Source organism: Streptosporangium sp. NBC_01639, assembly GCF_045209755.1.
In the GTDB taxonomy this organism is placed as follows: Bacteria; Actinomycetota; Actinomycetes; order Streptosporangiales; family Streptosporangiaceae; genus Streptosporangium.
The window spans coordinates 3,676,182-3,695,981 of the sequence record NZ_CP109272.1 but is presented as its reverse complement, the minus strand read 5'-3'; the positions used below and the strand labels follow the sequence as shown (position 1 = coordinate 3,695,981).

Annotated in this window: 23 protein-coding genes and 1 tRNA gene; 14 read left to right on the top strand and 10 right to left on the bottom strand. The window is 69.2% G+C overall.

All coding sequences use genetic code 11. The features are described from left to right. Positions 1 to 68: 68 nt before the first annotated feature. Positions 69 to 887 carry a class I SAM-dependent methyltransferase gene (locus tag OHA77_RS16570; protein ID WP_406318950.1) on the bottom strand — a complete coding sequence of 273 codons (819 nt, stop codon included), beginning with the start codon at positions 885 to 887 and terminating at the stop codon, positions 69 to 71. A gap of 1 nt (position 888) precedes the next feature. Then, complete coding sequence (locus OHA77_RS16565) at positions 889 to 1,626, bottom strand: SDR family oxidoreductase (RefSeq protein WP_406318949.1); 738 nt, start codon at positions 1,624 to 1,626, stop codon at positions 889 to 891. A gap of 99 nt (positions 1,627 to 1,725) precedes the next feature. Here OHA77_RS16565 and mshA point away from each other — a divergent pair, with 99 nt between their 5' ends. The 3 genes from mshA (at position 1,726) to OHA77_RS16550 (ending at position 4,442) form a co-directional block, all read left to right on the top strand. Then, positions 1,726 to 3,009 (top strand): D-inositol-3-phosphate glycosyltransferase, encoded by a 1,284-nt coding sequence (gene mshA / locus OHA77_RS16560; RefSeq protein WP_326819755.1) that lies wholly within the window; start codon positions 1,726 to 1,728, stop codon positions 3,007 to 3,009. A gap of 9 nt (positions 3,010 to 3,018) precedes the next feature. Then, positions 3,019 to 3,498, top strand: a complete 480-nt coding sequence (locus tag OHA77_RS16555) for a YbjN domain-containing protein (RefSeq protein ID WP_326819756.1) — start codon at positions 3,019 to 3,021, stop codon at positions 3,496 to 3,498. 200 nt (positions 3,499 to 3,698) lie between these two features. Next, positions 3,699 to 4,442, top strand: coding sequence for a phosphoglyceromutase (locus tag OHA77_RS16550; protein ID WP_406318948.1), 744 nt, complete (start codon positions 3,699 to 3,701; stop codon positions 4,440 to 4,442). 249 nt (positions 4,443 to 4,691) lie between these two features. Here the strand turns inward: OHA77_RS16550 and phoU are convergent, their stop codons facing one another. Then, complete coding sequence (phoU, locus tag OHA77_RS16545; protein ID WP_406318947.1) at positions 4,692 to 5,351, bottom strand: phosphate signaling complex protein PhoU; 660 nt, start codon at positions 5,349 to 5,351, stop codon at positions 4,692 to 4,694. 158 nt (positions 5,352 to 5,509) lie between these two features. Between phoU and OHA77_RS16540 the strand changes: the two genes are divergently transcribed. Then, positions 5,510 to 6,691, top strand: coding sequence for a sensor histidine kinase (locus tag OHA77_RS16540; RefSeq protein WP_406319832.1), 1,182 nt, complete (start codon positions 5,510 to 5,512; stop codon positions 6,689 to 6,691). Beyond that, the gene (locus OHA77_RS16535; protein ID WP_326819759.1) at positions 6,688 to 7,377 is read left to right on the top strand and encodes a response regulator transcription factor; all 690 of its coding nucleotides are present in this window, start codon (positions 6,688 to 6,690) and stop codon (positions 7,375 to 7,377) included. The genes OHA77_RS16540 and OHA77_RS16535 overlap by 4 nt, the downstream gene beginning before the upstream one ends. A gap of 56 nt (positions 7,378 to 7,433) precedes the next feature. Here OHA77_RS16535 and OHA77_RS16530 read toward each other — a convergent pair whose 3' ends face one another. The 3 genes from OHA77_RS16530 to OHA77_RS16520 form a co-directional block, all read right to left on the bottom strand. Further along, the gene (locus OHA77_RS16530) at positions 7,434 to 8,165 is read right to left on the bottom strand and encodes an SDR family oxidoreductase (protein WP_406318946.1); all 732 of its coding nucleotides are present in this window, start codon (positions 8,163 to 8,165) and stop codon (positions 7,434 to 7,436) included. Between the two features lie 276 nt (positions 8,166 to 8,441). After that, a complete protein-coding gene (locus tag OHA77_RS16525) occupies positions 8,442 to 8,879 on the bottom strand; it encodes a cupin domain-containing protein (RefSeq protein ID WP_406318945.1) in 438 nt (145 codons plus the stop codon). 283 nt (positions 8,880 to 9,162) lie between these two features. Further along, complete coding sequence (locus OHA77_RS16520) at positions 9,163 to 9,753, bottom strand: copper chaperone PCu(A)C (RefSeq protein ID WP_406318944.1); 591 nt, start codon at positions 9,751 to 9,753, stop codon at positions 9,163 to 9,165. 252 nt (positions 9,754 to 10,005) lie between these two features. Here OHA77_RS16520 and OHA77_RS16515 point away from each other — a divergent pair, with 252 nt between their 5' ends. The 4 genes from OHA77_RS16515 (at position 10,006) to OHA77_RS16500 (ending at position 11,777) form a co-directional block, all read left to right on the top strand. Further along, complete coding sequence (locus OHA77_RS16515; RefSeq protein ID WP_012887713.1) at positions 10,006 to 10,488, top strand: CarD family transcriptional regulator; 483 nt, start codon at positions 10,006 to 10,008, stop codon at positions 10,486 to 10,488. A 17-nt stretch (positions 10,489 to 10,505) separates the two neighbouring features. Beyond that, positions 10,506 to 10,985 carry a 2-C-methyl-D-erythritol 2,4-cyclodiphosphate synthase gene (gene ispF / locus OHA77_RS16510; protein ID WP_406318943.1) on the top strand — a complete coding sequence of 160 codons (480 nt, stop codon included), beginning with the start codon at positions 10,506 to 10,508 and terminating at the stop codon, positions 10,983 to 10,985. A 165-nt stretch (positions 10,986 to 11,150) separates the two neighbouring features. Further along, positions 11,151 to 11,417 carry a GlsB/YeaQ/YmgE family stress response membrane protein gene (locus OHA77_RS16505; protein WP_326819764.1) on the top strand — a complete coding sequence of 89 codons (267 nt, stop codon included), beginning with the start codon at positions 11,151 to 11,153 and terminating at the stop codon, positions 11,415 to 11,417. 93 nt (positions 11,418 to 11,510) lie between these two features. Continuing rightward, positions 11,511 to 11,777: a GlsB/YeaQ/YmgE family stress response membrane protein gene (locus OHA77_RS16500; RefSeq protein WP_406318942.1), complete on the top strand. Its 267-nt coding sequence runs from the start codon at positions 11,511 to 11,513 to the stop codon at positions 11,775 to 11,777. A gap of 525 nt (positions 11,778 to 12,302) precedes the next feature. Here OHA77_RS16500 and OHA77_RS16495 read toward each other — a convergent pair. Beyond that, positions 12,303 to 13,964, bottom strand: a complete 1,662-nt coding sequence (locus OHA77_RS16495; protein WP_406318941.1) for a DUF2637 domain-containing protein — start codon at positions 13,962 to 13,964, stop codon at positions 12,303 to 12,305. A gap of 240 nt (positions 13,965 to 14,204) precedes the next feature. Between OHA77_RS16495 and cysS the strand changes: the two genes are divergently transcribed. Beyond that, positions 14,205 to 15,605, top strand: coding sequence for a cysteine--tRNA ligase (gene cysS / locus OHA77_RS16490; protein WP_406318940.1), 1,401 nt, complete (start codon positions 14,205 to 14,207; stop codon positions 15,603 to 15,605). 23 nt (positions 15,606 to 15,628) lie between these two features. Continuing rightward, a complete protein-coding gene (gene rlmB / locus OHA77_RS16485; protein WP_406318939.1) occupies positions 15,629 to 16,600 on the top strand; it encodes a 23S rRNA (guanosine(2251)-2'-O)-methyltransferase RlmB in 972 nt (323 codons plus the stop codon). Positions 16,601 to 16,653: 53 nt separating this feature from the next. On the opposite strand, the gene OHA77_RS16480 is transcribed toward rlmB, so the two are convergent. Next, the gene (locus OHA77_RS16480) at positions 16,654 to 17,013 is read right to left on the bottom strand and encodes a nuclear transport factor 2 family protein (protein WP_326819769.1); all 360 of its coding nucleotides are present in this window, start codon (positions 17,011 to 17,013) and stop codon (positions 16,654 to 16,656) included. Between the two features lie 45 nt (positions 17,014 to 17,058). Then, positions 17,059 to 17,499 (bottom strand): MarR family winged helix-turn-helix transcriptional regulator, encoded by a 441-nt coding sequence (locus OHA77_RS16475; protein ID WP_406318938.1) that lies wholly within the window; start codon positions 17,497 to 17,499, stop codon positions 17,059 to 17,061. 222 nt (positions 17,500 to 17,721) lie between these two features. On the opposite strand from OHA77_RS16475, the gene OHA77_RS16470 reads away from it, so the two are divergent. After that, positions 17,722 to 17,794 (top strand) — tRNA-Thr (locus OHA77_RS16470). A 231-nt stretch (positions 17,795 to 18,025) separates the two neighbouring features. Next, positions 18,026 to 18,592 carry a hypothetical protein gene (locus OHA77_RS16465; protein ID WP_406318937.1) on the top strand — a complete coding sequence of 189 codons (567 nt, stop codon included), beginning with the start codon at positions 18,026 to 18,028 and terminating at the stop codon, positions 18,590 to 18,592. A 139-nt stretch (positions 18,593 to 18,731) separates the two neighbouring features. Here OHA77_RS16465 and OHA77_RS16460 read toward each other — a convergent pair whose 3' ends face one another. Next, a complete protein-coding gene (locus OHA77_RS16460; RefSeq protein ID WP_406318936.1) occupies positions 18,732 to 19,217 on the bottom strand; it encodes a hypothetical protein in 486 nt (161 codons plus the stop codon). Between the two features lie 187 nt (positions 19,218 to 19,404). Between OHA77_RS16460 and OHA77_RS16455 the strand changes: the two genes are divergently transcribed. Next, positions 19,405 to 19,800: a hypothetical protein gene (locus OHA77_RS16455; RefSeq protein WP_406318935.1), complete on the top strand. Its 396-nt coding sequence runs from the start codon at positions 19,405 to 19,407 to the stop codon at positions 19,798 to 19,800.

Sequence of the window (19,800 nt, the reverse complement as noted above, 5' to 3'; positions counted from 1 at the left end):
TCGGGCCCGCGATGAAGTCGGGCCCGCGATGAGCGGGAGGCCGGGCGGGTAAAGCCGATGTCCCGCGGTCAGCCCGTCCTCGGGTGCGATTCCGGGAGCAGGGGGGCGACGGCCGACCAGGGGAGGGTGAGCTCGCCGAGCCTCCAGCGGGCGGGGCCGCCCAGCGAGGGGCGTTCCGCCACGGGCCAGGCCCCGGCGAGCGTCCGCACGGCGGCGATCCACCGCTGGCGGGAGCCGTACGGGCTCAGGGGGGCGTTGACCGCCCACGCGTGGTCGAAGTCGCGGAGGAAGGCGTGGATGGGCTCGCCGGGGACATTGCGGTGGATCAGCGTCTTGGGCAGGCGTTCGGCCAGGTCGGAGGGGCGTTCGAAGGCGTCGAACCGGGCGGAGAAGGTCAGCGTCCGGGGGCCGGAGCCGTCCAGCCCGGCCCAGACCGCGCGGTGGCCCACCTCCGAGCAGGTGCCCTCGACGATCACCCCGCCCGAGGCGATCCGCCCGCGGAGCATCGTCCAGTAGTCCCACGCCTCGGCCTCGCCGTACTGCCGCAGCACGTTGAACGCCCGGACCAGCAGGGGCGGCCGGCTCACCGGCAGTTCGAAGCCGCCCAGCGCGAAGGACAGCCCCGGACGTTCGTACGGCTTCGCCGCCGCCACCCTGGCCGGGTCGATCTCGATGCCGACGACCTCGACCGACGGGCAGATCCTCTGCAGCCGCAGGAACAGCTCCAGGGTCGTGGTGTGCGAGGCCCCGTAGCCGAGGTCGACCACCAGCGGGCGGTCCGCGATGCGCAGGAGACGGCCGTGGACGGCGGCGATCCACCGGTCGGCCCGCCGCAGCCGGTTGTGTCCCGTCGTCCCCCTGGTGATCGCCCCGATCGGTCTCCCCATGTCAGACGCGGTGGATCTTGTACTGGGCGGCCTGGGCGCGGGGACGGATGACCAGGCGGTCGATGTTCACGTGGGCGGGACGGGTGACGCACCACGCCACGGCGTCGGCCACGTCGTCGGCCGACAGCGGATCGGGGACGCCCTGGTAGACGCGGTCGGCGGCGGCGGAGTCACCGCGGAAGCGGTTGAGGGCGAACTCCTCGGTGTGGACCATGCCGGGGGCGATCTCGACGATCCGGACCGGCTCGCCGCACAGCTCCAGCCGGAGCACCTCGGTCATGGAGCTCTGGGCGTGCTTGGCCGCGTTGTAACCGCCGCCGCCCTCATAGGAGACCAGCCCGGCGACCGAGGTCAGCATCACCAGCACCCCGTCGCCCGACTCGACGAGCCGGGGCAGCAGCGCCTGGGTGACACGGAGCGAGCCCAGCACGTTGATGTCGTACATCTTCTGCCAGTCGGCCGCGTCCCCGCTCGCCACCGGCTCCAGGCCGATCGCGCCGCCCGCGTTGTTGACCAGCACGTCGCAACGGTCCAGAGAGGCGGCGAGCTCGTCGACCGACTCCTGGGAGGTCACGTCCAGGGTCACCGCGCGGATCCCGGGAACCTCGGCGGCCAGCCCGTCCAGCCGGTCCCGGCGCCGCGCGGCGGCCACCACGTCGAAACCCTCAGCCGCCAGCCGGCGCGCCGTCGCCTCGCCGATCCCGCTGCTGGCACCTGTCACCACTGCTGTCCTGTTCATGGCCCTCAATCCTGCCAGGGCGGTGCTCGGCCCGGCCTGGTGCATCCATATGACGGGAATATTACGAAGTGGTGGAGGGTTGCATCCCCCTCGGAGGTGATGTCGGTGAGGCGACGACGGGTCAACCGAGTCGCGACGATCAGCATGCACACGTCTCCCCTCGACCAGCCGGGGACCGGAGACGCGGGCGGCATGAACGTCTACATCGTCGAGGTGGCCAAACGCCTCGCCACGCTGGGTGTGGAGGTCGAGATCTTCACCCGGCAGACCTCCCGCGAGCTGCCACCGGTCGCCGAACTCGCCCCGGGCGTCTCGGTCCGCCACGTCACCGCCGGGCCGTACGAGGAGCTCGACAAGGGCGACCTGCCCGGCCAGCTCTGCGGTTTCCTGTCGGGTGTGCTGCGCACCGAGGCCATGTACGACCCGGGCCGCTACGACGTGATCCACTCCCACTACTGGCTCTCCGGCCAGGTGGGCTGGCTGGCCAAGGAGCGCTGGGGCGTGCCGCTGGTGCACACCATGCACACCATGGCCAAGGTCAAGAACCTCCTGCTCGCCAAGGGCGACAGACCCGAGCCGACCGCCCGCGTGCTGGGCGAGGAGCAGGTTGTCCAGGTGGCAGACCGACTGGTGGCCAACACCCCGACCGAGGCCCGGGAGCTCATCGAGCTGTACGGCGCCGCCCCCGGCCGCGTCGAGGTCGTCAACCCCGGCGTGAACCTCACGGTCTTCCAGCCCGCGTCCAAGGGCGCGGCCCGCCACCGGCTCGCGCTGCCGCAGGACGCCCACGTGCTGCTGTTCGTGGGCCGCGTACAGCCGCTCAAGGGCCCCGACGTACTGCTGCGCGCCGCGGCCCGGATGCTCGTCGACGATCCCTCGCTCCGTTCCAGGCTCGTCGTCGCCTGCGTCGGAGGCCTCAGCGGCAACGGACGGGCCCAGCCCTCCTACCTCACCGACCTCGCCGCCTCCCTGGGCATCTCCGACGTGGTCAGGATCGTCCCACCGGCGCCCCAGTACGGCCTGGCCGACTGGTACCGCGCGGCAGACGTGACGGTGGTCCCCTCGCACAACGAGTCGTTCGGCCTGGTCGCCCTGGAGTCCCAGGCCTGCGGCACGCCGGTCGCCGCGGCATCCGTGGGCGGCCTGCGCACCGCCGTACGCGACGGGGTCTCCGGCGTGCTCGTCGACGGTCACGACCCGCATGACTGGGCGCAGGTGCTCAGCCGGTTCGTGCGCCGCCCGGCCTGGCGCGACACGCTCTCGACGGGGGCGGTGACCCATGCCGCGGCCTTCGGCTGGTCGGCCACCGCGGCCCGGCTCGCGGACGTCTACGTGGGGGCGATGGCGAATCTTCACCACACCCCGATCGCGGTCGGCTCGTAGGCTGGGCGCATGCGTGAAACGATCGAGGCGGCGCTGAAAGGCGCGGAGGTCTCCTACGAGGAGCCCCGGCCGGGGGCCTTCCTGGCGAAGCTCCCCGGCCAGCACAAGCTCGCGACCATGACGTGGCTGATCCTGGGGGACCAGGCCCTGCACGTGGAGGCGTTCTTCTGCCGCCAGCCCGACGAGAACCACGCCGACTTCTACCGCTGGCTGCTGACCAAGAACGGCTCCACGTACGGCGTGCACTTCGCCCTCGACCCGATCGGCGACGTCTACCTCGTCGGCCGGATCCCGCTGGCGGCGATCTCCGAAGGTGAGATCGACCGGCTGCTCGGCTGCGTGCTCACCTACTCCGACGAGGGCTTCGACCGGGCGCTGGAGCTGGGTTTCGCCTCCTCGATCCGGCGTGAGTGGGAGTGGCGCGCCAAGCGCGGCGAGTCGCTCGCCAACCTGCAGGCGTTCGCCCGGTTCGCCGACCCCGACCGCTGAGGCCCCCACCTCTCCGTCCGGGGCGCTGAAGACCCTGGTTCTCCGGTCCGGGGTGCCGAGGACCTCTTCGCTTCTCCGGTCCGGGGTGTTGAAGACCCCGCTTCTCCGGTTCTGGGCGCCCAGGTCCGCCCGCCGGTCCACGGCGCCGAGGCCTCTCCGGCCTCGGGATGCTGCGCGGGCCGCCCACTAAGCTTGTCCGTATGGCGACTTTGGTGCTGCTGCGGCACGGTGAGAGCGAGTGGAACGCTAAGGGTCTGTTCACCGGATGGGTGGACGCGGGGCTCTCGGCCACGGGCGAGGAGGAGGCGCGGCGCGGCGGCCGGCTGCTGCTGGAGGCCGGAGTGCGGCCCGACGTGGTCCACACCTCGGTGCTGACCCGGGCGATCCAGACGGCCAACCTCGCACTGGGCGCCGCCGACCTGCTCTGGCTGCCCGTCACCCGCTCCTGGCGGCTCAACGAGCGCCACTACGGCGCGCTGCAGGGCAAGGACAAGGCGCAGACGCGCGCCGAGTTCGGCGACGAGCAGTTCATGCTCTGGCGCCGTTCCTACGACACCCCGCCGCCCCCGATCGCCGACGATGACGAGTTCTCGCAGATCGGCGACCCGCGCTACGCGGCGCTGCCGGACGAGCTGCTGCCGAGGACCGAGTGCCTCAAGGACGTCGTCGACCGTATGCTCCCCTACTGGTACGACCAGATCGTGCCGGACCTGTCGGCGGGCAGGACCGTCCTGGTCGTCGCGCACGGCAACTCGCTGCGCGCGCTGGTCAAGCATCTCGACGGGATCGGCGACGACGAGATCGCCGGGCTCAACATCCCCACCGGCATCCCGCTCCGCTACGAGCTGGACGACGACTTCCGCCCGGTCACCAAGGGCGGCCTGTATCTCGACCCCGAGGCCGCCGAGGCCGCCATCAAGGCCGTGGCCAACCAGGGCAAGTAGGCACCGGCCAGGCCGGCCCCTGTGACAGAACCGGCCCTGGTGACAGAACCGGCCCTGGTGGCAGCGGAGTCGCCGGGGCCGGCTCGCGTTCCCGGGTCTCCCCGTACGGTCTCCGGGAGACCGTACGGGGAGGGGCCCCGCCCGAGCCGGCGGGTCCCTCGACCGTCCTCGCCCGTTCCCGGGGCACGCTCCGGCGGGTCCCTCGACCGTCCTCGCACGCTCCGGCGGTCTCCGGCCGTTCCGCGGGCCTCACAGCAGGTCGGGATCCTTCGTCCGGGAACCGGTCACCAGATAGACCACGTCCTGGGCGACGCGGACCGCGTGGTCGGCGTAGCGCTCGTAGTAGCGGCCGATCAGCGTCACGTCGATGGCCGGCTCGACCCCGTACTTCCAGTCGTCGGCCATCAGCACCTTGAACAGCCTGCGGTGCAGCTTATCCATCGCGTCGTCGTCGGCCTCCAGCTCCAGGGCGGACTCCACGTCGCGCGAGGCGATGCAGCTGCCCGTCTTGGTGATCAGACGCTCGGCGATCTGCCCCATCTCCAGGATGGTGGCGCGGATCTCCGGCGGGATCGCCGACTCCGGGTGGCGCAGCCGGGCGACCTTGGCCACGTGCTCGGCCAGGTCTCCCATCCGTTCCAGGTCGGTGCCCATCCGCAGGGCCACGACGATCGTCCGGAGGTCCACGGCCACCGGCTGCTGCCTGGCCATCAGGTCGAAGATCGACGCCTCGATCTCCGCGAAGATCCGGTCGACCTCCTCGTCCTGGGAGATGACGGTCTCCGCGAGCTGGAGGTCGGAGTCGAGCAGGGCCGTGGTGGCCCTGGAGATCGCCGACCTCACCAGGCGGGTCATCTCGACCAGCCGGTCGGTGAGGGAATCGAGTTCTTCGTGGTAGGCGTCGCGCATGGCACTCAACGTACGCGCGCGACGGTGAACGAACCTCGACCGTAAAGTGAACTTTGTGGGAAAGGCAATGGTCGTACCCTGATGAGCAGCCTGAACGGCAAAACCCCCGCCTACCATCAAGGGCGTGAAGCCGACAGGAGGATCACGTGAGTGAGCTGATGGCGAGCCTGGCCGCGCTGGCCGGTTTCGTCGTGGGGGCGCTGGCCGTGATGGTCGTCCGCCATAACATGGGCCAGCAGAGAACGATGACGCCGGTGGACGACGTCGAGCCCGGTGCGCTGCCCCAAGGGGTCGCCTCGGTGCTGGCCGTACTGCCGTCCTCGGCGGTCGTGCTCGACAAGGAGGACCGGGTGCTGCGGGCCAGTTCGGCCGCGCGGGCGTTCGGCCTGGTCAAGGGGGATCACCTGATGGCGGCCGAGCTGCTCGCGCTGGCCAGGCAGGTGCGCAGGGACGGCGAGATCCGCGAGAGCGAGATCGAGGTGGCCGGATTCAAGTTCGGCCAGGACTCGACCAACTTCGCGGTCAGGGTCGCCCCGCTGGGCTCCTACGGCCAGGTGCTCGTGCTCGCCGAGGACCAGACCGAGCACCGGCGCGTCGAGGCGGTCCGCCGTGACTTCGTCGCCAACGTGAGCCATGAACTCAAGACACCGGTGGGGGCACTGTCACTGCTGGCGGAGACCATCCAGGACGCCGCCGACGACCCCGAGGCGGTCACCCGCTTCGCTGGGCGCATGCAGCACGAGGCCGCCCGCCTCACCTACCTGGTCCAGGACCTCATCACGCTCTCCCGGATCCAGGGAGCCGAGCCCATCCCCACTCCCGGCCCGGTCCCGATCGACGAGGCCGTGCACGAGGCCATCGACCGCTGCAACACCACGGCGGCGGCCAAGGACATCACGCTCGTGGCCGGCGGCGCCGAGGGCCTGCAGATCTGGGGCGACGACGAGCTCCTCGTCACCGCGCTGCGCAACCTCATCGACAACGCGGTGGCCTACAGCCCCGAGCACACCCGGGTCGTGGTCAGCGCGCGCCCGGCGGGCCCGCACACCGAGTCCGTCGAGATCAGCGTGAGCGACCAGGGCATCGGCATCCCCGAGAACGCCCAGGAACGGATCTTCGAGCGGTTCTTCCGCGTCGACGCCGCCCGCTCACGCGCCACCGGTGGCACCGGCCTCGGTCTGGCCATCGTCAAGCACGTCGCCGCCGCCCACAACGGCGCGGTCACCGTGTGGAGCAAGGAGGGCTCCGGCTCCACCTTCACCCTCCGCCTGCCCGCCTTCGGCGGCATGGCGGTAGCCGTACCCGCTACCACCACCATCTCCCTGGAGGCCGCGCAGTGACTCGCGTGCTTGTTGTCGAGGACGAGGAGTCGTTCTCCGACGCCCTGTCCTACATGCTGCGCAAGGAGGGCTTCGAGGTCGCGGTCGCGGCCACCGGCCCCGAGGCGCTGGAGACGTTCGACCGCAACGGGGCCGACCTGGTGCTGCTCGACCTGATGCTGCCGGGCCTGCCCGGCACCGAGGTCTGCCGCTCCCTCCGCCAGCGTTCCAGCGTTCCCGTGATCATGCTCACCGCCAAGGACAGCGAGATCGACAAGGTCGTCGGGCTCGAACTCGGCGCGGACGACTACGTGACCAAGCCGTTCTCGTCGCGTGAGCTGGTGGCCCGGATCCGCGCGGTGCTGCGCCGCCAGGGCGACGTGGAGGAGCCGGAGACGGCCGTGCTGAGCGCGGGACCGGTCCGGATGGACGTGGACAGGCACATCGTCGCGGTCCGCGGCGCGCAGGTGCAGCTTCCGTTGAAGGAGTTCGAGCTCCTGGAGGTGCTGCTGCGCAACGCCGGCCGGGTGCTCACCCGCGGCCAGCTCATCGACCGCGTCTGGGGCGCCGACTACGTGGGCGACACCAAGACCCTGGACGTGCACGTCAAGCGGCTGCGCGCCAAGGTCGAGTCCGACCCCTCCAACCCGCGCTGCATCCTCACCGTCCGGGGGTTGGGGTACAAGTTCGACCCCGCCGAGGGCTGAGGGATCTGGGCGGCTGGGGGATCCCGGGAGACTCCGGGGACGTCGTAGCGTGCGGGCTACTTGAGCCAGTCCGCGTAGCGGGTGGGGGCGATGCGGGCGCCGTCCCCGGCGGTGAGGACGTCGCCGTGGGCGGCGGCGAACATGCCGGCGGTGTCGTCGGTGGTCACCGAGCGCCTGTCACCCTTGGCGGCGAGGGTGATCCGGCCGAGTTCGTCCAGCGGGTAGACCTCGGGCCCGGCCACGTCGAGGGTGCCGCTCAGGGGTGATCCGGCCGCGACGTCGGCGACAGCGGCGGCGACGTCCGCCGCGGCGATCGGCTGGATGGGGGTGCGGGGCAGGCGGACGGTGTCGCCGTCGGCGGTCCAGGACAGGACGGCGTCGATGAACTCCATGAACTGGGTGGCGCGGACGATGGAGTAGGGGATGGGGCCGGCCTTGAGCAGGTCTTCCTGGAGGGTCTTGGCACGGTAGTAGTCGAGCTCGGGCACCTGGTCGACGCCGACGATGGACAGGATGACGAAGTGCCCGGCGCCTGCCCGCCGGGCCGCAGCCAGAAGGTTGTCCATCGAGGTCTGGAAGAACGCGGGGGAGTCGGCGTCGAAGGTCGGGGAGTTGGTCAGGTTGACGACCACGTCCGCGTCGGCCAGCGCCGCGTCCACGCCCTGACCGGTGAGGACGTCGACCCCGGTGGACAGCGAGTGCGGCACCGCCTCGTGCCCGGCGGCGTTCAGGTTCTGTACGACCTGTGACCCGATCAGCCCGGTCCCGCCGATGACTGCGAACTTCATGGCATGCCTGCCTTTCCTCGATGAGCTGTGTCCGTTGCCGAGCTTGTGCGGTCTTCGCACACTTCGCCCATCGCCCCGGCCTCCCGCCGGGATACATACCCTTCGTTGTCGGGGAGCGGCACCGAGGCACCCGCCGCGAGGGCGGTCCGTGTCGTTGAGTCCGTCGAGCGAATCGAACCGGGTGCCTTCGGAGGGGTCGTTCTCGCTGTCGGCGCAGTGGGGCGACTGCGCCCTCCACCGGCAGCCGGTGACGGCGCTGCGGCCAGGGGCCCGTGGTCAGGACGGCCGAGGGGCACGGCGGTCCTTGCGCCGGGCGAGCTCCTCGTCGTCCACCAGGGTGAGCATCGGCTTGCCGGGTTCGCACAGCATCGTGACGGTGAAACGGAGCGGGACGTCGTCGCGGTTGTTGCCGTCCTGGTAGTGAATGACGTCGCCACCCGGCTCCCAGAACGTCTCTCCGGCGCGCACGACCCGCTCCGGCTCGCCTTCCAGCTCCAGCACCATCTCGCCTTCCAGCACGTAGCCGAACGCCGGGCCGGAGTGCCGGTGCGGCGGCGTACCGGGATCACCGGGGGGATAGGAGATGACCACGGTCATCGCGTGCGCCCCCGCCGGGATGAAGGGCGGTTCCGCCTCCTGCAAGACGGTGAGCGCCGTCTGCCACGCGGTCGATCTCGGCTGCTGTTCGTCGGTGGTCCGATCGGTGTCCGGCATGGGAAACACCCTTCCTGTCTCCCGGCATCCGTTGCCATCCGGTCACCGGCTGAAACAGGGCCGCCCGCCGGCCTGTGACAAATTTGCCGAAATTCTTTCTGGCTGCTGATCGGCCGGGCCGAAGCGGTACCGACCGGTGCATGAGCTCATCGCCTGCGGTCGGCCTCGACCTCCGTACCCTGATCAGTCTCGGACCGACCCGCGCGAACGACACCTGGGCACAGCGAAGAGGGGCGTCCCGGCCGCGAGACACCCCTCCACCAGCAAGTTGTTCAGCGGCCTTTCAGTGGTCGCCCTCCGCGTGCTCCGTGGTGGCGGACGGCGTCGGTGTCGGCGTCGGGGCCGCGGTGGCGCCCGGAGCCTGCGGCAACTGGGTGAACTCACGGCTGCGGGTGATGACCGGGACCGTGATCGGGATGACGCCCGCGTTCGCGAACTGCAGCTGCACCGGGATGCTCTCACCGCCGGTGAGAGCCTTCTTGAGCCCTTCGATCACGATCGTGGGGGTGGGCTTGCCGACGTTCACCCGCTGCCTGACGGGGAGGTCGACCGGTGCGGTGACCTTGGCGGTGCCGACGGCCGGGTCGACGCCGACTCCGAGGAGCCGGTCGGCTGCCTGGTTGTTGTTCACCATCGACAGGTAGAGCGGGGTCGATCCGCCCACGGGCAGGGTCGCGCCGGAGTCCGGGCCCAGGAAGAACCCCTGGGAGATGTCGATCCCCTTGACGTTGGCGACGAGCGCCTCGGTGGGCGCGTAGGGCTTGTTGGTGTTCGCGTCGGATCCGGCACCACAGCCGGCCAGGACCGGAGCGGCTGCGAGGAACGCGGCGGCGGCGATCGCCCAGTGACGGCGGTTGCGGGTCACGGCGTGCATTCTCCTTGTCACACAAGAGGTGGGGCAGAGCCAACCCTATCCGTGAGCTTTGCCGGGTTTTCCGGCGGCCCGCCTGATCATCGGGAGGCGGGTAACGCAGGTCATGAACCCTTTTATCCCCCTTGATTCATAGAGTCCAGCTCTTGTCAAGCCCTTAAATGCCGCTTTGACCTGCAGTTATGGTGATTTCACTGTTCCGGGAGGCTGTGGATACGTGGTACTCTTGAGTACAGCGGAAGGGGTACTTGTCACATGACTTTCCAGGTCGGCGACACTGTCGTCTACCCCCACCACGGGGCTGCTCGGATCGAGGCAATCACGACCCGAACCATCAAAGGTGAGGAAAGGACCTACCTGGTTCTCAAGGTCGACAAGGGCGACCTTACCGTCCAGGTGCCGGCTGACAACGCAGAACTCGTAGGTGTTCGCGATGTCGTCGGTCAAGAGGGCCTTGAGCGCGTTTTCGACGTGCTTCGCATGCCTCACACCGAAGAGCCCACGAACTGGTCCCGCCGCTACAAGGCCAACCTGGAGAAGCTGGCGTCCGGTGACGTCAACAAGGTGGCCGAGGTCGTTCGCGACCTGTGGCGACGAGACAAGGAGCGCGGACTCTCCGCAGGAGAGAAGCGAATGCTGGCGAAAGCCCGGCAGATCCTGGTCAGTGAGCTCGCGCTCGCCGAGAAGACCAACGAGGACAAGGCCGAGGCCCTGCTCGATGAGGTTCTCAACTCCTGAATACGACATTTCCACGGGTGGGCGTCGGAGTCGACGTCCACCCGTTCGCATCCGGGCGCGAGCTGCACCTCGCGGGCCTGTACTGGCCGGGCGAGACCGGCCTTGCCGGGCACTCCGACGGCGACGCCGCCGCCCACGCCGCCTGTGACGCGCTGCTGTCCGCAGCGGGTCTCGGCGACCTCGGTGCCCTGTTCGGCACCTCCGATCCCCGCTGGGCAGGGGCCTCCGGCGCCACCCTCCTGGCGGAGGCCGCCCGCAAGGTGCGCGCCGCCGGTTTCGAGATCGGCAACGTGGCCGTCCAGGTCATCGGGAACCGGCCGAAGCTGGCGCCCCGCCGCGCAGAGGCCGAGAAGGCCCTCAGCGCGGCCGTAGGGGCTCCTGTGAGCATCAGCGCCACCACGACCGACGGCCTGGGGCTCACCGGGCGTGGCGAGGGCGTGGCGGCCATGGCGACCGCGATCGTGGTGAACCGGATCCCGGGTTCAGACGTCTCCTGATACGGAACGCGTAAGCGCTCCGGCAGGCGGAGTGAACCGGCTGTCGACACATTCGAGGCGGTGGCCCGTCACTGGCGCGGTACGGGCCACCTCCTTTTTTGGATGATCTGTGAATGTCTGGGTAACTCCCTGGAGACCATGTCTCGTCACCGGGGGGAGCAGGGCATGATCGGTTCGATTGTTTCCGCGATTGTCATCGGGGCCATCGTCGGAGCACTGGCACGCCTTCTCATTCCTGGCCGGCAGAAGCTCTCGATAGGGCTGACGCTCATCGTCGGCATCGTCGCCGCACTCGTCGGCACACTCATCGCCGGTCTCCTCGGCTTCGCCGACACCCGGGGAATCGACTGGTGGGAGCACGTCCTGCAACTGGTGCTGGCAGTGGCCGCGGTGCTGGTCGTGGTCCAGATGCGCGCGAACAAGGCGCGCTGACGAGAAAATTTTCCGTTCCCAGGAATATCCTTTACCTGAAGGGTATCCATCTCCTCGTGAGAGTGAAGGTCACCTCACTGGGAGGTTGATGATATGACCATCGCATCCATTCTGGGGGCTATCGTCATCGGCGCCGTAGTCGGCGTTCTCGGCCGTCTCCTGCTTCCCGGCAAGCAGCCGATCGGGTTGATCCTGACCATCGTCGTCGGCATCGTCGCCGCCCTTATCGGTACCGCGATCGCCCAGGTTCTCGGCGTCGCCACCACGAACGGCATCGACTGGATCGAGCTTGTCATGCAGCTCGTCCTGGCCATGGTCGGTGTCGGCCTCGTCGCCGGTCTCAAGCGGTCCAGGGTCTAGACAGCGGGGTTGTGAACCACCCCGGCGACTTCACCGAGGCTCAGGAGACCACCTCAACGCGGAGACATGAGCGTTGACGAGGCCACGGTCTGTGACGGAAGGCCCGCTCGGTCGTCATGCACGCCGGGCGGGCCCGGCCGTATCCGGACACGTCCTGCGCCGGCACGGGGCCTGCCCTGATCGGCCCCGAGGTGAGCAGATCGCCGGCCCGCAGCGGGGCGCCGCTCACCGAGATGTGAGCGAATAGCTGCGGGCCGGTCCACCGCCGGACGGAGATTGCGGGACGGAGATTGCGGGACGGAGACCGCCGGATGGAGAGCGCCGGACAGAAAACGCGGGACGGAGACCGCCGGCCGTGATGTGCCCGGCCACTCCGGTTTCCTCTCCGGCCTGACGCCGAGATCCCACCCCTCGGCCTCTGCGGAGAGAGACGCGACGCCAAGGTCCCACTGTCTCGGGACAGGGGCGCGGACGGGCGGTCGGTCAGAGGTCGAACGGCGGCGCCTGCGAATGCCGCTCGGCGGCTCACTCCTCCGGTGGGGTGGGTGTACTGCGCACACGCATCGAGGGCGGGGGCGTCGTGTCCTTGTCCTCGCCGATCGGGTCGGATCCACCGTCGGTCTGCCTGGTCTGCCTGGTCTGCCTGGTCTGCCCGGTCTGCCCGGTCTGTTCGGTCCGCCCGGCCTGCTTGGTCCGCCCGGCCTGCTCGGTCTGTGGCTCCGGCCGGGCCGCCGTCCGCGGGAGGCTCTCCTCGCGATCGGCGAGCTCGACCCCGTGCGCCGGGTCCGGCGACGACTCGTCCGGTGCCTCCTTCAGGGTCTCCCCTGTCATCGCCGGAATCGGCTGGGTGTCGACGTCGCGGTCGCCGACCTCGCCCCTCCGCTTCCGCTCCTTCTTCTGGATGGGCCCGGCCTTCTGGATGGGCCCGGCGCTCCTCTGCGGGGGCTCCGCGCTCTCCTGTGAGGGTTCCGTGCCCGCGCCCCAGGTCTCCACCCGCTCGCTGACCCGGCCTTCGGGCGCGGGCTGTTCCTCCTGCGCCGCTTCGTCCTGTACGGCGGCGCGGGGGGGATGGACCAGCAGGTCCCCCTGACGGGGCCGGACCAGGTCGCCCCAGCGAACGGGCTTGGCCGGCAGCGGAGCGGGTTCGGGGACAGCAGCCGGTTCAGGCGTGGCGGGGCGCTCGGAGGACGCGGAGGCGGGGTGCTTGGCGGCCACGGGGCGTTCAGACGACGCGGAGGCAGGGCGCTCTGCGGCCGCGGGTTGTTCAGAGGACTCGGGGGCAGGGCGTTCGGCGGCCACGGGGCGCCCAGAGGACGCGGAGGCGGGACGTTCGGGGGCCACAGGACGTTCGGGAAGTTCCTCGACCTCCGGTGTCTCCGGAGCGGCTGTGGGACCGACCACCGGTACGCCTGACGGGAGGTCGTGATGCGGCGCCGACTCCAGCGGCGGAGCGGCCTGCGGGTCGAGCACGACCTCGGCGTGGGAGAGCAGGACGGGCTGGGCGGGATCCGCCGCCGGGGGCACCGGCCGGACGGGCTGCACGGGGCGCACTGCCGGGGACGTGGGCCGGGCGGGATCCGCCGCCGGCCGCGCGGGCAGGCCGCGATGGGCCGGATACTCCGCAGTCGGCACCTCGGCCTCCGAGAACGGCACGATGTCGCGGACGCGGTCCGCCGCCACCGCGTCGGCGGCGGCTCGCCGGGCGGCGGCATGCTTGATCAGCAGAAGCCAGAGCCACAGGGCCATGGCCAGCATCACCCACGGGACCACGGCCACCACGACGGCCGCCTGCCGTACGTCCACGGTGGTCCGGGTGGCGGTGGCCACCTCGGCGGTGGCGGCGGTGAGGAACAGCAGGGTCAGGACCACTCCCGCCTGCAGGCGGGCCGGCCACCGTCCGCCCCGCAGCAGCAGGACCCCGATCATCGCGATGACGAGCAGTGCGTCGAAGGCCGCCGGGTAGAGGTACGCGAGTCTCCGGTCGGCCTCGCCGGTGATGGCGAAAGCGCGCAGGTCCTCGAAGGACAGCACGCACGCGGCGGCGGTGAGCGCGGCCACGCCGACTCCGGCGACAACGATCCCGGCACCGCGCAGGGTGCGGGCGAGCCGGTCCGGCCTGGCGGACGGGGGCAGGGGTGCGGACGGGCGGGAGACCGGGTCTACCGCCGCGGGGGATTTGGCGTCCATGGCCCCTTGAGCCTACAGAATCGGCAGCTGGCATGATCGACGGAGCCGCACCGGATCCTGCGCGTCATCCCGGGCGGGTCTACCTGCCCTGTTGATCCTTCGAGGGCCGCCGTGGCACGCGCCGCCCAAGGATGATCACTAGCGGCATTCGCCGTTAATGACTACAAAAGACACCCCTGGGCAACTTCAACGTCTGGCAACCCGGCTTGTGAGGTGGGGTGAGGCGTTAGCCTTTCTTTCGTGAGCCTGCACCTATACGACACCAGCGTACGTACGGTCCGTGAATTCGTTCCGGTCGAATCCGGCCGGGCGTCGATCTACCTGTGTGGTGCCACCGTGCAGGCTCCCCCGCATATCGGACATATCCGCTCTGGCGTCAACTTCGACGTGCTACGCCGCTGGATGGTCCGTTCGGGTTACCAGGTGACCTTCTGCCGGAACGTCACCGACATCGACGACAAGATCATCCGGGTTGCGGCAGCCGAGGGTGTGCCGTGGTTCGTCGTCGCAGAGCGCAACCAGCGCGCCTTCACCTGGGCCTACGAGGTGCTCGGCTGCCTTCCGCCGACCGTGGAGCCGAGGGCCACCGGCCACGTGCCCGAGATGATCGAGTTGATGGAGCGGCTGATCGAGGTCGGCCACGCCTACGCCGCGGACGGCGACGTCTACTTCGACGTCATGTCCTACGCCGACCGGTACGGCTCGCTGTCCAACCAGAGGCTCGAGAACATGCGAGCCGCCGGAGACACCGACACCGACTCCTGCAAGCGGGACCCGCGCGACTTCGCCCTGTGGAAGGGCGAGAAGCCCGGTGAGCCCACCTGGCCCACCCCCTGGGGGCGCGGCCGTCCCGGCTGGCACCTGGAGTGCTCGGCCATGGCGACCAAATATCTCGGGTCGACCTTCGACATCCACGGCGGCGGCGTCGACCTGATCTTCCCGCACCACGAGAACGAGCTGACCCAGTCGCAGGCGGCCGGCGACGGCTTCGCCCGCTACTGGATGCACAACGGCATGCTCAAGATCGGCGCGGAGAAGATGAGCAAGTCGCTCGGCAACTCCCTGCTCATCCCCGAGGTGACCAAGAAGGTCCGCCCGGTCGAGCTCCGCTACTACCTCGCGGCCCCGCACTACCGTTCGGCGATCGAATACTCCGAGGAGGCGCTGCTCGAGGCCGCCTCGGCCTACCAGCGGATCGAGGGCTTCGTCACCAGGGCGGCCGAGGTCATCCACGACGTGGACGCGCACGCGCCGCTGCCCCAGGCGTTCGTGGACGCGCTCGACGACGACCTGGGCACTCCGCAGGCGCTCGCCGTGGTGCACGAGGTGGTCCGCGAGGGCAATGTCGCCCTCGCCGACGGCAACAAGGAGCAGGTCGCCAGATTGCTGGCCGAGACGCAGAACATGCTCGACGTGCTCGGACTGGACCCGCGCTCGGAGCAGTGGCGCTCGTCGGGCGGCGACGCCGGAGGGCTGCGCTCGACCATCGACGCGCTGGTCAGCGTGGCCCTGGAGCAGCGTCAGGCGGCCCGTGCCCGTAAGGACTTCGCGGCGGCCGACGGCATCCGCGACCAGCTCACCGGAGCCGGGATCCTTGTGGAGGACACCCCCCAAGGTCCTCGTTGGGAACTGTCGCGCTGAAAGCAGGCCGTACCCTAGACAGCATGGCTGGTGGGGGTAAAGGGTCCGGGCGACCCGCGAAGAAGAAGAGTCCGACCAAGGGCACCGGCGGCAACGTCCGCCGTGGTCTGGAGGGCAAGGGGGCGACCCCGCCGGCGCACATGCGGCACTGGCACAAAGACAAGGCACGCACGGAGCGGATCGAGCGCGAGGACAGGACCGGCGGCCGGTCCGCCTCGCCGCGCACCCCGGTCCGCGCCAGACGCGGCGAGGACGCCCCCGAATACATCGGCGGCCGCAACCCCGTCCTGGAGGCGCTGCGGGCCGGTGTGCCCGCCAGCACCCTCTACGTCGCCATGCGCATCGACAACGACGACCGGGTCAAGGAGTCCGTCCGGATCGCCGCCGACCGTGGCATCGCGATGTTGGAGGTCGGCAGGGAGAAGCTCGACCGGCTCACCGAAGGGGCGATCCACCAGGGCATGGCCCTGCAGATCCCGGCGTACGAATACGCCCACCCCGAGGACCTGGTCACCATCGCCCAGGACGCCGCCGAAGTGCCGCTGATCGTGGCCCTCGACAGCGTCACCGACCCGCGCAACCTCGGCGCCATCGCCCGTTCCGCCACCGCCTTCGGCGCGCACGGGCTGCTCATCCCCTCCCGCCGTTCGGCCGGGGTGACGGGCGGCGCCTGGAAGACCTCCGCGGGCACGCTGGCCAATCTGACGGTCGCCCGTGCGGCCAACCTGACCGCGGCCCTGCGCGACTACCGTGAGGCCGGCCTGTTCGTGATCGGCCTGGACGGCGAGGGCACGGTCGAGCTCGGCGACGCCAACCTCCTCGACGGCCCACTGGTCGTCGTCGTGGGTTCCGAGGGGAAGGGTCTGTCTCGCCTGGTCCGCGAATCCTGCGACCTGGTCGTCCGCATCCCCATGAACGCCGCGGCCGAGTCCCTCAACGCGGGCGTCGCCGCGGGCATCGCCCTCTACGAGGTCTCCCGCCACCGCAAGCGCTGAGGCGCGTCACCTGGATCCTCGCCTGCCGACCATGGCGGGGGTCCGGTGGGATGTCAGCTGCCGGGGCGTTTCAACGTGGACACGCCCCACAGTTCGGCGATGCGTCCGTCCCGCACCCGGAAGATCTCCATCATCGTGGGTGGACGCTCTTCCCCGGCGGTTGCCGGGATCCCGTGCAGGGCCGTACGGACGGCGGCCCTGTCCCCGTCGACGAGCATGTCCTCGACGACCACCCGGACGTCGGGGAACATCGTGTGGAGACCCGTCCAGGCCTTCCTGACGCTCTCGGCGCCGGTGGTTCCCATCGCGTGACTGACGAAATCCACGGAGAAGATCGTCTCGGTTGCGGCGATGTCGCGGGCGTTGAACGCCTCGTACATGCGCCGCCCGATGGCCCTCACGTCGTCTGTCATCTGATCGCCTCGCTCTTTCTCGGATTTTCTGCGGGTTCCGCCGGGCTATCGGTCTTGCGGATCGTGTTCGATGCGGTTCACGTTGGCGCACACGCGAGCCAGGGCGCGCAGGACGATTTCCTGCTCTTCCGCGGTGACACCGTCGAGCAGTCGCACCTGGTACGTCTGGTGGGACCGGGTGAGCTCGGCGGCGGCCCGTGCGCCGGCAGGAGTCAGGCGAGCCAGCGTGTAGCGGTTGTCCTCCGGGTCGATGCGGCGGCTGATCAGCCCCTCGGTCTCGAACTCCTTGATCAGGCGCGTGATGCTCGCCCCGTCAAGGGACAGTGCCCGGCGCAGGTCGCTGTGGCTGGTCTCTCCGTCCCTCCACAACCACATCAACACCCGGAGCCGGGGCGCGCTCATCCCCACGTGCCGCGCGAACGCCTGCCGTATCTCGGCGTAGGCGCCACCCAGTTCGCCGAAGAACCTGTCCTCGGGAGTCTCCATGGCCGATCTCCCCACCGTCGATGCCCCATCCCGTCAGCGAGATGCCTCTTGATTGAGTCAACTGTTGACATTATCAAGAGTATCTCACGTCAAGAATCTGGCGAACGGAGGGGAGGTGCCCCAGGGCCATCGCGGAGGGAAGAGCAGAACGAACCTTTTCCGATGCGGCACCGGGCCGGTGACGTCCGGGGCGTAAGCCGACTACACTCATCAGACGACCACGCCGACGTAGCTCAATCGGCAGAGCATCTGTCTTGTAAACAGAAGGTCAGGGGTTCGATTCCCCTCGTCGGCTCGCAGCTCAAAGGCCACTTCCAAGCATCGGGAGTGGCCTTTTGATCTCCGTACAGCAGCTTCGTACAGCAACGGCTTCCGATGCTCTCTGCTGTGCCATGTTCTGTCGCACTCGTCTGAAAAGATCTCGACCTCACACCCGGTGGCGATGGAGCTTCAAGACGTGAATGATGGACGGCCCGCGGCCTCTGACGTGTACCACCACTACCAGCGTCTCCTAGAGGGGAACTGGATGGAGGGGGCGCTCTGTTGGAGCGTCGTCGTTCCTCACGACGGGAAACCGCTGACACTCACCGAGATCGGAGACCGGGTGAGCGGCGGCGCCGGCTACGAGGCTTACGAGACAGCACCCTTTGAAGACGGGGAGGACTATCTTGTTTCCTCCGGGGATTCCGATTGGGCGATGCTGGTGGATCGCACGAGTCCTGTGGTCATGCTGCTCGAATACAACGGGTTCCAGGGAGTTCATGATCCGGTGCTTCCGCGGCTGAGCGTCGGGGCGCGAGCGTACAGCGCCTTCTGGAACGTCAATACCAACAACCGGATCAGCTTCGCCGCCGACGAAGAGATGGTTCTGTCGTTCGACACCACGTTCGTCGAAGACTGGATAGACCACCCGGGCCTGGTGCGATGGCCCGAACTGCGGACCATGGTGCCCTACTTCGATTGGCAGCACGGAAAGAGCTGGCGGGCGGCGATGCTGGCGGCGATTGAGCTGGCCACCGGGGCACGGTTGACGGAGGAGTGGATCGAGGAAGAGCGGTCGTATCTGACCTCGCAGGAACCTACGGCGGACTGATCGCAGGGCTGACACTTGCCAGTCGTGGCAAAGGCCCTCAAGAAGAACCTGAGGGTGTCAGGACTCAGGACCTGTGCGACAGATCCGACCCGGGAGGTGAGTGACACTCCGGCTAGATGATCTGTTGTTCTCCTGATGCTTATTGAATCGGAAACTTGTAGTCCGGTCCCTGCCAGTCGGACGGGAGCTCTTCGATCTGCAGGTCCGAAAAGATCAGGGTCAGGTCGTGAGCGTTGGTTTGGATCCGGACCTCGTGGAAGTCGATGCCGATGGCTGCAGCCCAGTCCCGGGCGGTCGGCGAGTCAGCGACGAGTGTGGCCCCGGGATAAAGCAGCTGCCAGTTGACGCCCCAGACGTATCCGTCGAGATCGACGCCGGTTTCATAAGTGATCAGCCGGTCGTCAAGGGAATCGCGCCAGGTGTCGGCTCGCACGGTTGTGGTGCAGTCGGCCTGCACACAGTAGCGGAACAGGTAGCGCAGCGTCGCCGGCGCGATCCCGGTTCGAGGGTCGGCGGTCGCGTGGATCACGAGCTGGTAGTCGCGCATGTACTCCGTGAAGCCATGGCGGAGCAGGGCCTGGTCGCAGACGTCGTCCAGGGCTTGTTGCAGCTTCACCGGGTCCATGCACGCAGTTCTACCCGACCGGTGTGATCTTCTGTTGGCGCTGGGGCTTGCGGACTTTGAACCGGCTCCCGCTGTGGCGCCCTCAGCGTGAATCCGAGTCCATGTGCGGCTGGCCGGCAGCCGGCACGATGAGCGGAATGGTGACCTTACCCTGGGCGAGGTCGGTCTCCGCGCGTATCGTGATCTTATGGCACTGATCATGACATGTCATTTGATCAACGGGTCTAGGGTTGTTCGGGCGGCGATCACCGGGCTGGCCGCGACGGTGGGAGTCTTCGCCCTCCTCATGCTGTCCACCACCATCCCCACCCTGAACTGGCTCGCGCTCCCCTTGATGCCGGCCTACCTCCTGCTGGCGTTGCCGCTCGGCGCGCTCGCCGGTCGCCTCGCGGGGCTGTCCCGTCCCTGTCTGACGGTGGCCAACGGCTGGCTTCTCGCCCTGGTCGCCGGGGAGGCACTCGCCTGGCTGCCCTCCGGCTACGACGTCGGCGCCAGGGCCTTCGTCATAGGCCCCTACCTGGCGCTGTTCGCTCTGCCGGTCGGGCTCGCCGTCGTGGCCGGGCTCACGTCCGGGTCCGAGTGA

Coding starts and splice junctions, on each gene's coding strand:
- OHA77_RS16570 (WP_406318950.1), bottom strand. CDS start 887: ATGGGGAGACCGATCGGGGCGATCACCAGGGGGACGACGGGACACAAC.
- OHA77_RS16565 (WP_406318949.1), bottom strand. CDS start 1,626: ATGAACAGGACAGCAGTGGTGACAGGTGCCAGCAGCGGGATCGGCGAG.
- mshA (WP_326819755.1), top strand. CDS start 1,726: ATGTCGGTGAGGCGACGACGGGTCAACCGAGTCGCGACGATCAGCATG.
- OHA77_RS16555 (WP_326819756.1), top strand. CDS start 3,019: ATGCGTGAAACGATCGAGGCGGCGCTGAAAGGCGCGGAGGTCTCCTAC.
- OHA77_RS16550 (WP_406318948.1), top strand. CDS start 3,699: ATGGCGACTTTGGTGCTGCTGCGGCACGGTGAGAGCGAGTGGAACGCT.
- phoU (WP_406318947.1), bottom strand. CDS start 5,351: ATGCGCGACGCCTACCACGAAGAACTCGATTCCCTCACCGACCGGCTG.
- OHA77_RS16540 (WP_406319832.1), top strand. CDS start 5,510: ATGGCGAGCCTGGCCGCGCTGGCCGGTTTCGTCGTGGGGGCGCTGGCC.
- OHA77_RS16530 (WP_406318946.1), bottom strand. CDS start 8,165: ATGAAGTTCGCAGTCATCGGCGGGACCGGGCTGATCGGGTCACAGGTC.
- OHA77_RS16525 (WP_406318945.1), bottom strand. CDS start 8,879: ATGCCGGACACCGATCGGACCACCGACGAACAGCAGCCGAGATCGACC.
- OHA77_RS16520 (WP_406318944.1), bottom strand. CDS start 9,753: ATGCACGCCGTGACCCGCAACCGCCGTCACTGGGCGATCGCCGCCGCC.
- OHA77_RS16515 (WP_012887713.1), top strand. CDS start 10,006: ATGACTTTCCAGGTCGGCGACACTGTCGTCTACCCCCACCACGGGGCT.
- OHA77_RS16505 (WP_326819764.1), top strand. CDS start 11,151: ATGATCGGTTCGATTGTTTCCGCGATTGTCATCGGGGCCATCGTCGGA.
- OHA77_RS16500 (WP_406318942.1), top strand. CDS start 11,511: ATGACCATCGCATCCATTCTGGGGGCTATCGTCATCGGCGCCGTAGTC.
- OHA77_RS16495 (WP_406318941.1), bottom strand. CDS start 13,964: ATGGACGCCAAATCCCCCGCGGCGGTAGACCCGGTCTCCCGCCCGTCC.
- rlmB (WP_406318939.1), top strand. CDS start 15,629: ATGGCTGGTGGGGGTAAAGGGTCCGGGCGACCCGCGAAGAAGAAGAGT.
- OHA77_RS16480 (WP_326819769.1), bottom strand. CDS start 17,013: ATGACAGACGACGTGAGGGCCATCGGGCGGCGCATGTACGAGGCGTTC.
- OHA77_RS16475 (WP_406318938.1), bottom strand. CDS start 17,499: ATGGAGACTCCCGAGGACAGGTTCTTCGGCGAACTGGGTGGCGCCTAC.
- OHA77_RS16465 (WP_406318937.1), top strand. CDS start 18,026: ATGGAGGGGGCGCTCTGTTGGAGCGTCGTCGTTCCTCACGACGGGAAA.
- OHA77_RS16460 (WP_406318936.1), bottom strand. CDS start 19,217: ATGGACCCGGTGAAGCTGCAACAAGCCCTGGACGACGTCTGCGACCAG.
- OHA77_RS16455 (WP_406318935.1), top strand. CDS start 19,405: ATGGCACTGATCATGACATGTCATTTGATCAACGGGTCTAGGGTTGTT.